Raw genomic sequence first — 15,357 nt, 5'->3', positions numbered from 1 at the left:
TTACTTGACCCGCATGCCGGCCTGCGCGCCCTCGTCGGGCGCGAGGATGTAGAGCCCGCCCGTCTTGCCGTCCGGATCGGAGGCGGCGAGCACCATGCCTTCGCTCATGCCGAACTTCATCTTGCGCGGGGCGAGGTTGGCCACCATCACGGTCAGCCGGCCGACAAGCGCGGCAGGGTCGTAGGCGGACTTGATGCCGGCGAAGACCTGGCGCGGCTTCGGATTGCCCGCTTCGTCGGTTTCACCGATGTCGAGCTGCAGCCGGATGAGTTTGTCGGCGCCTTCGACGTGCTGCGCATCCACGATCTTCGCGATGCGCAGATCGACCTTGGTGAAGTCGTCGATCGAGATGTGCGGCGACGCGGTTTCGCTGACGCCGGCCGCGTGCTGCTGCTTTTCGGCGTGGCGCTGTTGCGAACCCGCTTCCTTGGCCGGCTTGGCGTCCTTCGCGGGCGCCGTGGCCGAAGCCGGTGCGAGGGATTCGCGGTTGGCTTCCAGCAGGGCGTCGATCTGTTTGCGTTCGACGCGCGTCATCAGGTGCTGGTACGCGGTGATCGCGTGCCCGGCCGGCAGCGGCTTCCAGCTGTCGTTCCACTGCAGCGGCGGCAGCGCGAGAAAGGCTTCCACCTTGGCGGCCAGCCCCGGCAGCACCGGCTTGAGGTACAGCGTCAGGTCGCGGAACAGCGTCAGCGCGGTGCTGCAGACCACGTGAAGCTGCGCGTCCTGGCCGTCCTGCTTGGCGAGTTCCCACGGCTTGTGGTCGTTGACGTACTGGTTGGCCAGGTCGGCCAGCCGCATGATCTCGCGCAGCGCGCGGCCGTAGTCGCGTTCCTCGTAAGCCTGGGCGATCTGCGCGGATTCGTAGGCGGATTCGAAGTCGGCGGTGGCCTTCGGGTCACTCGCGCCGAGCTTGCCGTCGAAGCGCTTGGCGATGAAGCCCGCGCAGCGGCTGGCGATGTTCACGTACTTGCCGACCAGGTCGGAATTGACCTTGGCGATCATGTCGTCGAGGTTGAGATCGACGTCTTCCATGGTGCCGTTGGACTTGCTGGCGAAGTAGTAGCGCAGCCATTCCGGGTTGAGGCCCTGCACGATGTAGGAGCGCGCGGTGATGAAGGTGCCGCGGCTCTTGGACATCTTGGCGCCGTCCACCGTCAGGAAACCGTTCACGCAAAGCTGGGTGGGCGTGCGGTAGCCGGCGAATTTCAGCATCGCCGGCCAGAACAGCGCGTGGAAGTAGAGGATGTCCTTGCCGATGAAGTGCACCAGCTCGGTGCCCTGGCTTTCCGCGCGCGCGGCGTCGGTGTAGTCCGCCACGGCGATGTCGCCGCGGCGCTCGGCATAGTGGCGGAAGCTGGCGAGGTAGCCGATCGGGGCGTCCAGCCAGACGTAGAAATACTTGCCGGGCGCGCCGGGAATCTCGAAGCCGAAGTAGGGCGCGTCGCGCGAGATGTCCCAGTCCGAGAGCTTGTTCTCGCCCGCCTCGCCGAGCCATTCCTTCATCTTGTTGGCCGCTTCGGCCTGCAGGCGGCGTTCGCCGCCGGCGTTGGTGCCGCGCGTCCAGTCGCGCAGGAACTCGACCGCGCGCGGGTCGGACAGGCGGAAGAAGTAGTGCTCGCTGGTGCGCAGCACCGGCTTTGCGCCGGACACCGCGGAGTAGGGATTCTTCAGCTCGGTGGGCGCGTAGGCGGCGCCACAGACCTCGCAGTTGTCGCCGTACTGGTCGCCGGCCCCGCACTTGGGGCATTCGCCCTTGATGAAGCGGTCCGGCAGGAACATTTCCTTGACCGGGTCGTAGAACTGCTCGATCGAGCGCGTTTCGATGAAGCCCGCACCGAGCAGCTTGCCGTAGATCTCTTCGGCGTAAGCGCGGTTTTCGGCGCTGTGGGTGGAGTGGTAGTGATCGAAGCCGACGCCGAAGTCGGTGAAGTCGCGCAGGTGCTCGCCATGCACCCGGTCGATCAGCTGTTCGGGGGTGATGCCTTCCTTCTCCGCGCGCAGCATGATCGGCGTGCCGTGGGTATCGTCGGCGCACACGTAGTGCACCGAGTTGCCGCGCATGCGCTGGAATCGCACCCAGATGTCGCCCTGGATGTAGCCGACGAGGTGGCCGAGGTGGATGTCGCCGTTGGCGTAGGGCAGGGCGTTGGTGACGAGGATCTTGCGGGACATGGCGGGAGGCGGGCTGGAATCAAAGCCGCGAGTTTAACAAAGCGCGCCATGCTTCCCGCGCCCATCCTCGCCTCCCGTGGTGGATCAGATCGCGCGCAGCACGATCTCGACGCGCCGGTTGCGGGCGCGGGTGGCCTCCTTGGCGTTGTCGGCGATCGGCTCGGTCTCGCCCTTGCCGTCGGCCGACAGCCGGTCGAACGCGATACCGCGGCTACGCAGGTATTCCATCACCGCTTCGGCGCGCTGGATGGAGAGCTTGAGGTTGTACATCTCGCTGCCGAGGCCGTCGGTATGGCCGATGACCTTGATTCCGACGCCGGGCCGCGCGGCGAGCGGGGCGACCAGCGAATCGAGCACCTTGGTCAGTGCCGGTCGCGGCTCGCTGCCGCCGGAGGCAAAGCCGTTGCTGACCGGGATGCGCAGATGGATACCGTCGGCGGTGGCTTCGCCGACCTCGGCGTCCTGGACGCCGCGCAGCGCGCCGCTCAGTTCTTTCTGAAGCGCGGCCCAGTCGATCTTCGCGGTGCTGGCGGCGCGCTTCTCGGCGGCCGGGGGCGTGCTGCCGCCTTCGCTCGGACGGGTGGCGTCGCCGGTGGCGCAGGCGCTGATCAGCAGCGCGGCGGAGGCCGCGGTCAGGGCGGAGAGCAGGGATTGTGGATTACGCATGGTGGTGGAGGATGTACGTCGTCAAAGAGGATCGGTCCGGTCGTTGCCGTCGGCATTTTCTCACGGGTGCCGGCAGGGACGCGATGATGCCGCGTCCGACGCCCGCCGTTAAGACCGCCTGGCGTGGCGGTGGGGTTTTGGTGTGAGCGCCGGCTGGCGCTCCGGTATCATCCCGATGTTCCCGCCCTTGCGCTCGGGCGGCGCGATCATTGAGGACCCCCAACATGAGTTTGACCCCGGAAACCGTCAGCGAAGCACTGAAGGCCGTCATCGACCCCAACACCGGCAAGGATCTCATCACCACCCGCTGTGTCCGCAACCTCAAGGTCAGCGGCGGCGATGTGAGCTTCGAGGTCGAGCTGGGCTATCCCGCACGCAGCCAGCACGAGCCGATCCGGGCCATGCTGGCCGGCGCGCTCGCCGCGCTGCCCGGCATCGGCAAGGTGGACATCAAGGTCACCAGCCGCGTGGTGGCGCATGCCGTTCAGCACGGCGTGAAGCTGCTGCCCGGCGTACGCAACATCATCGCCGTGGCCTCCGGCAAGGGGGGCGTCGGCAAGAGCACCACCGCGGCCAACCTGGCGCTCGCGCTTGCGGCCGAGGGCGCGCAGGTCGGCATCCTGGATGCCGACATCTACGGCCCGTCGCAACCGCAGATGCTTGGCATCGGCGATCGTCGCCCGGAGTCGCTGGACGGCAAGACCATGGAGCCGCTGGAGGCCTACGGCATCCAGACGATGTCGATCGGCTTCCTGATCGACCAGGACACCCCGATGGTGTGGCGCGGCCCGATGGCCACGCAGGCGCTCAACCAGTTGCTGAAGGAAACCCACTGGAAGGATCTCGACTACCTCGTCATCGACATGCCGCCGGGCACCGGCGACATCCAGCTGACGCTGTCGCAGAGCGTGCCGGTGACGGGGTCGGTGATCGTGACCACGCCGCAGGACATCGCGCTGCTCGACGCGCGCAAGGGCATCAAGATGTTCGAGAAGGTGGGCGTGCCCATCCTCGGCGTGGTCGAGAACATGAGCATCCACATCTGTTCGAACTGCGGCCACGAGGAGCACATCTTCGGTACCGGCGGCGGGCAGAAGCTGTGTGCCGACTACGACATTCCCTTCCTCGGCGCGCTGCCGCTCGATCTGCAGATCCGCAAGGAGGCGGACAGCGGGGCGCCCACCGTGGTGTCCGACCCGGACGGCCGTATCGCGGCCATCTACAAGGAAATCGCGCGCAAGGTGGCGGTGCACATCGCCGAGAAGGCGAAGGACATGACGCACAAGTTCCCCAACATCGTGATCCAGAACACCTGATCGGCGCCGCCGCCGCAGCTTGCTTTTCCTGCGGCGGCGCATGCCCTACACTTGCCGATTTTTCGCACCCGGTCCTCGGGGCCGCACAGGAAGCCGCGCCAGATGTCCATCAAGTCCGACAAGTGGATCCGCCGCATGGCGGAGCAGCAAGGGATGATCGCGCCGTTCGCGCCCGAGCTGGTCCGCAGCAACGAAGGCGGCAAGATCGTGTCCTACGGCACCTCCAGCTACGGCTACGATGTGCGGTGCGCGAACGAATTCAAGATCTTCACCAACATCAACTCGACCATCGTCGATCCGAAGGACTTCGATGCGCGTAACTTCGTCGATTTCGTTGGTGACGTCTGCATCATCCCGCCCAACTCCTTCGCGCTTGCCCGCACGGTGGAGTTTTTCCGCATCCCGCGCAACGTGCTCACGGTCTGTCTGGGAAAGAGTACCTATGCGCGCTGCGGCATCATCGTCAACGTGACCCCGCTGGAGCCGGAATGGGAGGGCCACGTGACGCTTGAGTTTTCCAACACCACGCCGCTGCCGGCGAAGATCTACGCCAATGAAGGCGTCGCGCAGATGCTCTTCTTCGAATCCGATGAAGAGTGCGAAACCTCCTACAAGGATCGTGGGGGCAAGTATTTCGGGCAAACGGGTGTCACGCTGCCCAAGATCTGATCATGGAACACCCCGCGCCGCATTGGGTGCGAAGCGGGGTTGTTGCACGGGAAATACGCCGGGGGCCGTCAGTCGGCCCTTTTCTACTTCTGCCGACGTCGCGTAAACAACACGCGTTTAAGATGCACGGCAGTCCCGCACGGGACGGCTGCTGGAGAGACCAAGGATGCGATTCCATTTTCCGATCATCATCATCGACGAGGACTTCCGCTCCGAGAACACCTCGGGGCTGGGCATCCGCGCGCTCGCCACAGCCATCGAGGAAGAGGGCATGGAGGTGCTCGGGGTCACGAGCTATGGCGACCTGACCTCTTTCGCCCAGCAGCAGAGCCGCGGTTCGGGCTTCATCCTGTCGATCGACGATGAAGAGTTTTCCTCGCCAGAGGCCTCAGCCAAGGCAATTGCCGACCTGCGCAGCTTCGTCGAGGAGATCCGCCTGCGCAACGCCGACATCCCGATCTTCCTGCACGGGGAGACGCGCACCAGCCGTCATATTCCGAACGACGTGCTGCGCGAGATGCACGGCTTCATCCACATGTTCGAGGACACGCCGGAGTTCATCGCGCGCTACGTCGTGCGCGAGGCGCGCAACTACCTCGAGTCGCTGCCGCCGCCGTTCTTCCGCGCGCTGACGCACTACGCGGCGGACGGCTCGTATTCCTGGCACTGCCCGGGCCACTCCGGGGGCGTCGCGTTCCTGAAGAGTCCGGTCGGGCAGATGTTCCACCAGTTCTTCGGCGAGAACATGCTGCGGGCGGACGTCTGCAACGCGGTGGATGAACTCGGCCAGTTGCTCGACCACACCGGCCCGGTGGCTGCGTCCGAGCGTAACGCGGCGCGCATCTTCAACTGCGATCACCTGTACTTCGTCACCAACGGCACTTCGACCTCGAACAAGATGGTGTGGCACACCACGGTGGCGCCCGGCGACATCGTCGTCGTCGACCGCAACTGCCACAAGTCCATCCTGCACTCCATCATCATGACCGGCGCGGTGCCGGTGTTCCTGACGCCGACCCGCAACCACTACGGCATCATCGGCCCGATCCCGCTCGAAGAGTTCTCGATGGAGAACATCCAGAAGAAGATCGAGGCCAACCCGTTCGCACGCGAAGCGAAGAGCAAGAAGCCGCGCATCCTCACCATCACCCAGTCGACTTACGACGGCGTGGTGTACAACGTCGAGACCATCAAGGAGATGCTCGACGGCAAGATCGACACGCTGCACTTCGATGAAGCCTGGCTGCCGCACGCGGCCTTCCACGACTTCTACGGCGACTACCACGCGATCGGCGAGGATCGTCCGCGCTGCCGCGAGTCGATGATCTTCTCGACGCAATCGACCCACAAGCTGCTCGCCGGCCTCAGCCAGGCGTCGCAAATCCTGGTGCAGGACTCGCAGACCCGCAAGCTCGACCGCGACATCTTCAACGAGGCCTATCTGATGCACACCTCCACCTCGCCGCAGTACGCGATCATCGCGTCCTGCGACGTGGCGGCGGCGATGATGGAGCCGCCGGGCGGTGCCGCGCTGGTGGATGAATCACTGGCGGAGGCGGTCGAGTTCCGCCGTGCGATGCGCAAGGTGGATGCCGAGTTCGGCGAATCCGACTGGTGGTTCCGGGTGTGGGGCCCGGAGTATCTCGCCGAGGAAGGTCTGGGCGAGCGTGACGACTGGATGCTGAAGAACGGCGAACGCTGGCACGGCTTCGGCGACTTGGCGCCGGGCTTCAACATGCTCGACCCGATCAAGGCCACCGTGATCACCCCCGGGCTCGACGTCGACGGCGACTTTGCCGACTGGGGGATCCCGGCGGGCATTCTGACGCGCTACCTCGCCGAGCACGGGATCATCGTCGAGAAGACCGGGCTGTATTCGTTCTTCATCATGTTCACGATCGGCATCACCAAGGGGCGCTGGAACACGTTGGTGACCGAACTCCAGCAGTTCAAGGACGACTACGATCGCAACCAGCCCTTGTGGCGCGTGATGCCGGACTTCATTGCCAAGCATCCGCGCTACGAGAAAGTGGGGTTGAAGGACCTGTGCGCGCAGATCCACAGCTTCTACAAGGCTCACGACGTGGCACGGCTGACCACCGAGATGTACCTGTCGGACATGGTGCCCGCGATGAAACCGGCCGACGCCTTCGCCAAGATGGCGCACCGTGAAATCGAACGGGTTCTGATCGACGAACTGGAGGATCGCGTCACCGCGATGCTGGTAACGCCGTATCCGCCGGGTATTCCCCTGCTGATTCCGGGCGAGCGCTTCAATCCGACGATCGTGCGCTATCTGCAGTTCGCACGCGATTTCAACGCCCGCTTCCCCGGGTTCGAAACCGACATCCACGGGCTGGTGAAGGGAGACGACGGCCGTTACTACGTGGATTGCGTAGCGTCGGACTAGATCGGTATCGGTGCAGCTGACACTACGGCCCCCTAGGGGCCGTAGTCGTTTAGCGGCGGCGGTAGTCGACGATGTCGAACGCGAATTGGTTGTCGGCATCCGCGGGGTGGTGTTCGCGGCTGCATTCGCGGAATGCTTCGAGGTTGAAGGGCGGAAAGTAGGCATCGCCTTCTACGTCGGCGAGGACTTCGGTGATCAGCAGCCGGTCAGCCATCGGCAGCAGTTCCTTGTACAACTGGGCGCCTCCGATCACGAACAGGGGGCCCTCCGCCACCGCATTAACCGCGGCCTCCGGCGTGGCAAAGACCTCCGCGCCGATCGCCCGGTAATCCGCGTTGCGCGTGACCACCATGTTGCGCCGACCCGGCAATGGGCGGCCGAGCGATTCCCAGGTCTTGCGACCCATCACGATCGGGTGACCCAGGGTGACAGCCTTGAAGTGCGCCAGGTCGGCCTTCAGCCGCCAGGGCAGCGCGTTGTTTCGGCCGATCACGCCGTTGGAAGCGATCGCGACGACGAAGGTGAGGGAGCGTGGAGTCGTCATACAGCGACAGGCGCCTTGATGTGCGGATGGGCGGTGTAGCCCTCCAGCGTGAAGTCTTCGAAGCGGAATGCGAACAGGTCGCGCACCTCGGGGTTCAGGATCATCCGCGGCAAGGGGTAGGGCGTGCGCTGAAGCTGCTCCTCGGCTTGCTGCAAATGGTTGAGATAGAGATGGCAATCTCCGCCCGTCCACACGAAGTCGCCAGGCTCAAGGTCGCACACCTGCGCCACCATCATTGTGAGCAGGGCGTAGGACGCAATATTGAAGGGCACGCCGAGGAAGATGTCGGCACTGCGCTGATAGAGCTGGCAGGACAGCCGGCCGCCGGCAACGTAGAACTGGAACAGCGCGTGGCACGGCGGCAGGGCCATGCTGCCGACTTCGCCCGGGTTCCATGCGGACACGATGTGCCGGCGCGAGTCGGGGTTGCGCTTGATGCCGTCGACCAGTTGCGCGAGCTGGTCCACGCTCCGCCCGTCGGCGGTCTCCCAGCGACGCCACTGCTTTCCGTAAACAGGTCCGAGATCCCCGTTCTCGTCGGCCCATTCGTCCCAGATCGAAACGCCGTGGTCCTTCAGGTACCGGATGTTCGTATCGCCCCGAATGAACCACAGCAATTCGTGGATGATCGAGCGGGTGTGGAGTTTCTTGGTGGTGAGTAGCGGAAAGCCTTCGGCAAGGCGGAACCGCATCTGCCAGCCGAACACCGACACCGTTCCCGTGCCTGTCCGGTCCGTCTTGCGGTCCCCGTGCTCAAGGACATGCCGCATGAGGTCGAGGTATTGCTGCATGAGGCGCTCCAAAAGCCCTTGATTCTAACTGCGGAAGGCGTGGAAATCGCGAGGTCGCTGCCGCGGCCCGCCGTACCCGGGCGGTGCTTTATGACTTAAACATTGTGCTAATGTGCACCGGTTGAGGGTCGTGCCCCTACATGGAACTTTGCGCCGGCCTCATCCGTGGAGCGGGACTAGCTATGGCACATTCAGGGGCTGCATTCGATTTCACCGGCGGCGACGCGTCCATGGTAGCGGCGGGCTCCGCGCTACGCGAGGCGATAGCCGTGATCAACGAGCAAGCCAGCGGCGGAGCCGAGGTTCGGCTCGATGTCCTTGATCGTCTTCATGGCGCCCTGCGTAGCGCCCTTGCCGGGGACGTCGGCCTGTCCTGGCCCTCGGAGGCGGACGAAGCGGTCCTCCTGTGTGCCGAGGTTCGCCAGGCGTTTCTTCACCTGTTCGACAGTTATGCTTCCGTGGGTGCGGAAGGTGCAGAGGAACGATCGGCGTGCGCCGTGGAGTTCGTGCTGTGGAGTCGTCTTGCTCGGCGCGCCGTTCCAGACGCGGTCTGGTACCTGCTGGGCGCGAACTTCGAACGGGCCGCGGCGATCCGCTCAGTAGTGGCCGGCGACGAGGCGGGACCTGCTCGCCTCTTGCTCCGGGCGTGCGCTTTCTACGCGGCAGGGCTGGATCAGCTTCATCCGCGCGACGGATACGACGTCTCCAGGCTGATCGATGTATGTCTTCCGTTTCTAGCTTTGGACCGTGAGGCATCGGCTAGTCAATACAGCCTCGACCCCGAGCGTGGGTTCAGTCCAACCCGTTTTGCTGCAGGAGCTTCTGCGCGGGTCTGGTATTTCGCGACCGAGGCGGCGGCTCGCTATCTCGCCGGGCTGTCCGGTCGTCTCGAGCGCGGAGAGCGGCGCCTGCTGCCGATCCAGCCGCTGGCCGACCTGCAAGAAGGCTTGCGGCACCTGTTGGCGCATTGGTCGCCCGCGCCACCCTTGCGCCGGTTTCGGCGACACGTTGTCAGTGGTTCGTTATCGGTGGTACGAGGATTGGCCGAGATCGGCGGCCTGCTAAAGTCGGGCAGCGATTCAGCAACCCCGGTCGAATGGACGCTTCGCGATCTCAGCCGAGGCGGCGTCGGTGCTTTCGCGCAGGGGCAGGATGTTGCTGCTACGCCTCTTCGCGGAGAACTCGTCAGCTTTCGACCCAACGACGGGCTTCAGTGGCACGTCGGGATTGTTCGACGGGTGCTTCAGATGGACAAGGGCGCCGAGGTCGGTATCGAAACCTTATCGACGCGCCCGGCCACCGTTGAAGTGGACGACGGCAGTCAGCCTCACCAGGCGATCCTCTTTGATCCAGTGATAAAGGGTGAAGCGGTTCGCCTCGCGGTGCCGAAGAGCGCACTCAGGGCTGGCGTGCCTGTTTTTGTCACCGTCGACAAGAAGCTCCAGAAACTGAAACCGATCGACCTCCGTGCGGAAGAAGGTGGGGTGGAACTCCGGGTGTATCAGGTGCTGTAAGCTCGGTCGCGTCACCGGGAAGCAGGGCGGGAGAGTGTCTCGTGCGAAATTTTTTGGATTTTCTTCATTTCCCGGTTGACGACTTTGCTGTTGGTGTCCATAATCTCGTTTCTCTGCTGCAGCGATTGCAGCGCTCTTTAAAAAGTTGAACAACCGATAAGTGTGGGTGCTTGGTTGTTGTGTGGCGAGCCGCTTCGGCGGTTTTGTTTCGCAATGATTAGGTGCTCATGTCAGTAATGACTTTGAGTGCTTTGTATGGATTGAACTTAAGAGTTTGATCCTGGCTCAGATTGAACGCTGGCGGCATGCTTTACACATGCAAGTCGAACGGCAGCGGGGGCTTCGGCCCGCCGGCGAGTGGCGAACGGGTGAGTAATGCATCGGAACGTGCCCAGTCATGGGGGATAACTACGCGAAAGCGTAGCTAATACCGCATACGCCCTGAGGGGGAAAGTGGGGGATCGCAAGACCTCACGTGATTGGAGCGGCCGATGTCAGATTAGCTAGTTGGTGAGGTAAAGGCTCACCAAGGCGACGATCTGTAGCGGGTCTGAGAGGATGATCCGCCACACTGGGACTGAGACACGGCCCAGACTCCTACGGGAGGCAGCAGTGGGGAATTTTGGACAATGGGCGAAAGCCTGATCCAGCCATGCCGCGTGAGTGAAGAAGGCCTTCGGGTTGTAAAGCTCTTTCGGACGGAAAGAAATCGCGCGGGCTAATATCCCGCGTGGATGACGGTACCGTAAGAAGAAGCACCGGCTAACTACGTGCCAGCAGCCGCGGTAATACGTAGGGTGCGAGCGTTAATCGGAATTACTGGGCGTAAAGCGTGCGCAGGCGGTTTTGTAAGACAGGTGTGAAATCCCCGGGCTTAACCTGGGAACTGCGCTTGTGACTGCAAGGCTAGAGTACGGCAGAGGGGGGTGGAATTCCACGTGTAGCAGTGAAATGCGTAGAGATGTGGAGGAACACCGATGGCGAAGGCAGCCCCCTGGGCCTGTACTGACGCTCATGCACGAAAGCGTGGGGAGCAAACAGGATTAGATACCCTGGTAGTCCACGCCCTAAACGATGTCAACTAGTTGTTCGTAGAGGTAACTCTGTGAGTAACGCAGCTAACGCGTGAAGTTGACCGCCTGGGGAGTACGGCCGCAAGGTTAAAACTCAAAGGAATTGACGGGGACCCGCACAAGCGGTGGATGATGTGGATTAATTCGATGCAACGCGAAAAACCTTACCTACCCTTGACATGCCTGGAACCTTGGTGAGAGCCGAGGGTGCCTTCGGGAACCAGGACACAGGTGCTGCATGGCTGTCGTCAGCTCGTGTCGTGAGATGTTGGGTTAAGTCCCGCAACGAGCGCAACCCTTGTCATTAATTGCCATCATTCAGTTGGGCACTTTAATGAGACTGCCGGTGACAAACCGGAGGAAGGTGGGGATGACGTCAAGTCCTCATGGCCCTTATGGGTAGGGCTTCACACGTCATACAATGGTCGGTACAGAGGGTTGCCAAACCGCGAGGTGGAGCTAATCCCTTAAAGCCGATCGTAGTCCGGATCGTAGTCTGCAACTCGACTGCGTGAAGTCGGAATCGCTAGTAATCGCAGATCAGCATGCTGCGGTGAATACGTTCCCGGGTCTTGTACACACCGCCCGTCACACCATGGGAGTGGGTTTCACCAGAAGTAGGTAGCTTAACCTTCGGGAGGGCGCTTACCACGGTGAGATTCATGACTGGGGTGAAGTCGTAACAAGGTAGCCGTATCGGAAGGTGCGGCTGGATCACCTCCTTTCAAGAGAAAAGCCATCTTCGGCCAAGTATCCACACCTTATCGGTTGTTCAAGCGAAGAGCCTCGAAGCACGAGGGTCTGTAGCTCAGCTGGTTAGAGCACCGTCTTGATAAGGCGGGGGTCGTTGGTTCGAACCCAACCAGACCCACCAGTCCTTGTCCAGGCACAAGTCAGACAAGGGGCTGTAGCTCAGCTGGGAGAGCGGCGGCTTTGCAAGCCGTAGGTCGTCGGTTCGATCCCGACCAGCTCCACCAGTCGCCCGCAGTACCGTGCTTCATCCGAGACGTCAGTCATGCGCATCGAACGCGTGAGCATGCCTGACCTCTTGGCCAACGCCAGAGGTTCGCTCTTTAACAAATTGGAAGAAGTTAGTGCAGCACATCAACGATGTGTTGCACGGGTTGTGTGATTGCATTGATCAGGGCTGCGTAGTCAGCACAGTCCTGATCGCACAAACGAGTTCGACCTGTGACCGGATCTTCAGCTCACGCCAGTGAGTCGAGGGTCCAAGGTTATAGGATCAAGCGACTAAGTGCATGTGGTGGATGCCTTGGCGATCACAGGCGATGAAGGACGTGCAAGCCTGCGAAAAGCGGGGGGGAGCTGGCAATGGAGCTTTGATCCCCCGATATCCGAATGGGGAAACCCGGCCCGCAAGGGTCATCCCGTACTGAATCCATAGGTACGTGGAAGCGAACGCGGCGAACTGAAACATCTAAGTAGCCGTAGGAAAAGAAATCAACCGAGATTCCCCAAGTAGTGGCGAGCGAACGGGGAAGAGCCTGCACGACTAAACCATCAGCTTAGCAAAACGGTCTGGAAAGTCCGACGATACAGGGTGATAGTCCCGTATGCGAAAAGCCGGTGGCGGGTCTGAGCGTGCGACAAGTAGGGCGGGACACGTGTAATCCTGTCTGAAGATGGGGGGACCATCCTCCAAGGCTAAATACTCGTGATCGACCGATAGTGAACCAGTACCGTGAGGGAAAGGCGAAAAGAACCCCGGGAGGGGAGTGAAATAGATCCTGAAACCGCATGCATACAAACAGTGGGAGCCTGGAAACGGGTGACTGCGTACCTTTTGTATAATGGGTCAGCGACTTACGTTCAGTGGCGAGCTTAACCGAATAGGGGAGGCGTAGCGAAAGCGAGTCTGATAAGGGCGACATAGTCGCTGGGCGTAGACCCGAAACCGGATGATCTATCCATGGCCAGGATGAAGGTGCGGTAACACGCACTGGAGGTCCGAACCCACTAGTGTTGAAAAACTAGGGGATGAGCTGTGGATAGGGGTGAAAGGCTAAACAAATCCGGAAATAGCTGGTTCTCCCCGAAAACTATTTAGGTAGTGCGTCGTACGGACACTTGCGGGGGTAGAGCACTGTAATCGTTGGGGGGGTCACTGCGATCTACCCCGCGATAGCAAACTCCGAATACCGCAAAGTGATATACGGCAGACAGACATCGGGTGCTAACGTCCGGTGTCAAGAGGGAAACAACCCAGACCGCCAGCTAAGGTCCCAAATGCATGGCTAAGTGGCAAACGAGGTGGGAAGGCATAGACAGCTAGGAGGTTGGCTTAGAAGCAGCCACCCTTTAAAGAAAGCGTAATAGCTCACTAGTCGAGTCGTCCTGCGCGGAAGATGTAACGGGGCTCAAGCCATGAACCGAAGCTGCGGATGTGTCTTTGACACGTGGTAGGGGAGCGTTCCGTAAGCCTGCGAAGGTGTCTCGTAAGGGATGCTGGAGGTATCGGAAGTGCGAATGCTGACATGAGTAGCGATAAAGGGTGTGAAAAGCACCCTCGCCGAAAGCCCAAGGTTTCCTGCGCAACGTTCATCGGCGCAGGGTGAGTCGGCCCCTAAGGCGAGGCAGAAATGCGTAGTCGATGGGAAACAGGTCAATATTCCTGTACCGGTTCTAGATGCGATGGGGGGACGGAGAAGGTTAGGCCGGCCGGGTGTTGGACGTCCCGGTTTAAGCGTGTAGGCGTGCTCTCTAGGCAAATCCGGAGAGCTGAGCTGAGGCGTGATGACGAGCGAACTTGTTCGCGAAGTGGTTGATACCCTGCTTCCAGGAAAAGCCTCTAAGCTTCAGTCTAGAATCGACCGTACCGCAAACCGACACAGGTGGGCAGGTTGAAAATACCAAGGCGCTTGAGAGAACTCAGGAGAAGGAACTCGGCAAATTGATACCGTAACTTCGGGAGAAGGTATGCCCCATTAGCTTGTAGGAGTACATCCGAAGGGCGAAGGGGCCGCAGAGAATCGGTGGCTGCGACTGTTTATTAAAAACACAGCACTCTGCAAACACGAAAGTGGACGTATAGGGTGTGACGCCTGCCCGGTGCCGGAAGGTTAAGTGATGGGGTGCAAGCTCTTGATCGAAGCCCCGGTAAACGGCGGCCGTAACTATAACGGTCCTAAGGTAGCGAAATTCCTTGTCGGGTAAGTTCCGACCTGCACGAATGGCGTAACGATGGCCACACTGTCTCCTCCTGAGACTCAGCGAAGTTGAAATGTTTGTGAAGATGCAATCTCCCCGCGGCTAGACGGAAAGACCCCATGAACCTTTACTGTAGCTTTGCATTGGACTTTGACGGGACTTGTGTAGGATAGGTGGGAGGCTTTGAAGCCAGGACGCTAGTTCTGGTGGAGCCGTCCTTGAAATACCACCCTGGTGTCGTTGAGGTTCTAACCCAGGCCCGTGAATCCGGGTCGGGAACAGTGCATGGTAGGCAGTTTGACTGGGGCGGTCTCCTCCCAAAAGGTAACGGAGGAGTTCGAAGGTCTCCTAGGTACGGTCGGACATCGTACTGATAGTGCAATGGCAAAAGGAGGCTTGACTGCGAGACCGACAAGTCGAGCAGGTGCGAAAGCAGGACATAGTGATCCGGTGGTTCTGTATGGAAGGGCCATCGCTCAACGGATAAAAGGTACTCTGGGGATAACAGGCTGATTCCGCCCAAGAGTTCACATCGACGGCGGAGTTTGGCACCTCGATGTCGGCTCATCACATCCTGGGGCTGTAGCCGGTCCCAAGGGTATGGCTGTTCGCCATTTAAAGTGGTACGTGAGCTGGGTTTAAAACGTCGTGAGACAGTTTGGTCCCTATCTGCCGTGGGCGCTGGAAGTTTGAGGGGACCTGCTCCTAGTACGAGAGGACCGGAGTGGACGCACCTCTGGTGTACCGGTTGTGACGCCAGTCGCATCGCCGGGTAGCTAAGTGCGGAAGAGATAACCGCTGAAAGCATCTAAGCGGGAAACTCGCCTCAAGATGAGACTTCCCTGGGGACTCGATCCCCCTGAAGGGTCGTGGAAGACCACCACGTTGATAGGTCGGGTGTGGAAGCGCAGTAATGCGTTAAGCTAACCGATACTAATTGCCCGTGAGGCTTGATCCTATAACCTTGATACACAGCGTCAAACTCGACGACGCAGTCACGCAACCATAACGCTTCTTCCCAATTTGGCCAGGCA

The 15,357-nt window shown here is 61.2% G+C and carries 8 protein-coding genes, 2 tRNA genes and 2 rRNA genes; 8 read left to right on the top strand and 4 right to left on the bottom strand.

Annotated features, from left to right (window positions below; all coding sequences use genetic code 11):
* Both metG and dqs_RS16465 read right to left on the bottom strand, forming a co-directional pair.
* The gene (gene metG, locus dqs_RS16470; RefSeq protein WP_065341169.1) at nucleotides 1-2,172 is read right to left on the bottom strand and encodes a methionine--tRNA ligase; all 2,172 of its coding nucleotides are present in this window, start codon (nucleotides 2,170-2,172) and stop codon (nucleotides 1-3) included.
* Between the two features lie 84 nt (nucleotides 2,173-2,256).
* On the bottom strand, nucleotides 2,257-2,838 hold the full coding sequence (locus tag dqs_RS16465; protein WP_065341168.1) for an OmpA family protein: 582 nt from the start codon (nucleotides 2,836-2,838) through the stop codon (nucleotides 2,257-2,259).
* A gap of 224 nt (nucleotides 2,839-3,062) precedes the next feature.
* Between dqs_RS16465 and apbC the strand changes: the two genes are divergently transcribed.
* The 3 genes from apbC to dqs_RS16450 all read left to right on the top strand — a co-directional run bounded on the left by apbC (nucleotide 3,063) and on the right by dqs_RS16450 (nucleotide 7,233).
* Complete coding sequence (apbC, locus tag dqs_RS16460; protein WP_065341167.1) at nucleotides 3,063-4,154, top strand: iron-sulfur cluster carrier protein ApbC; 1,092 nt, start codon at nucleotides 3,063-3,065, stop codon at nucleotides 4,152-4,154.
* A gap of 102 nt (nucleotides 4,155-4,256) precedes the next feature.
* On the top strand, nucleotides 4,257-4,823 hold the full coding sequence (dcd, locus tag dqs_RS16455) for a dCTP deaminase (RefSeq protein WP_011766924.1): 567 nt from the start codon (nucleotides 4,257-4,259) through the stop codon (nucleotides 4,821-4,823).
* A 166-nt stretch (nucleotides 4,824-4,989) separates the two neighbouring features.
* Nucleotides 4,990-7,233 (top strand): arginine/lysine/ornithine decarboxylase, encoded by a 2,244-nt coding sequence (locus tag dqs_RS16450; protein ID WP_065341166.1) that lies wholly within the window; start codon nucleotides 4,990-4,992, stop codon nucleotides 7,231-7,233.
* Between the two features lie 49 nt (nucleotides 7,234-7,282).
* On the opposite strand, the gene dqs_RS16445 is transcribed toward dqs_RS16450, so the two are convergent.
* On the bottom strand, nucleotides 7,283-7,777 hold the full coding sequence (locus tag dqs_RS16445; RefSeq protein ID WP_065341165.1) for a dihydrofolate reductase: 495 nt from the start codon (nucleotides 7,775-7,777) through the stop codon (nucleotides 7,283-7,285).
* The gene (locus dqs_RS16440; protein WP_065341164.1) at nucleotides 7,774-8,568 is read right to left on the bottom strand and encodes a thymidylate synthase; all 795 of its coding nucleotides are present in this window, start codon (nucleotides 8,566-8,568) and stop codon (nucleotides 7,774-7,776) included. Before dqs_RS16440 ends, dqs_RS16445 begins: the two co-directional genes overlap by 4 nt.
* Nucleotides 8,569-8,837: 269 nt before the next feature.
* Here dqs_RS16440 and dqs_RS16435 point away from each other — a divergent pair, with 269 nt between their 5' ends.
* From dqs_RS16435 to dqs_RS16415, 5 genes are all read left to right on the top strand, one after another.
* A complete protein-coding gene (locus tag dqs_RS16435; protein WP_157108207.1) occupies nucleotides 8,838-10,082 on the top strand; it encodes a hypothetical protein in 1,245 nt (414 codons plus the stop codon).
* Nucleotides 10,083-10,344: 262 nt separating this feature from the next.
* Nucleotides 10,345-11,880 (top strand): 16S ribosomal RNA (locus tag dqs_RS16430).
* A gap of 72 nt (nucleotides 11,881-11,952) precedes the next feature.
* Nucleotides 11,953-12,029: transfer RNA gene (locus dqs_RS16425), tRNA-Ile, on the top strand.
* Between the two features lie 27 nt (nucleotides 12,030-12,056).
* Nucleotides 12,057-12,132, top strand: a tRNA-Ala gene (locus tag dqs_RS16420).
* A 264-nt stretch (nucleotides 12,133-12,396) separates the two neighbouring features.
* A 23S ribosomal RNA gene (locus tag dqs_RS16415) occupies nucleotides 12,397-15,281 on the top strand.
* Together the 16S and 23S rRNA genes with 2 tRNA genes alongside form the textbook arrangement of a ribosomal RNA operon.
* Nucleotides 15,282-15,357: the final 76 nt, after the last annotated feature.

The organism is Azoarcus olearius (assembly GCF_001682385.1).
GTDB lineage: Bacteria > Pseudomonadota > Gammaproteobacteria > Burkholderiales > Rhodocyclaceae > Azoarcus > Azoarcus olearius.
The sequence above is the reverse complement of the archived record's forward strand: the minus strand, read 5'-3'. Positions and strand labels throughout refer to the sequence as shown.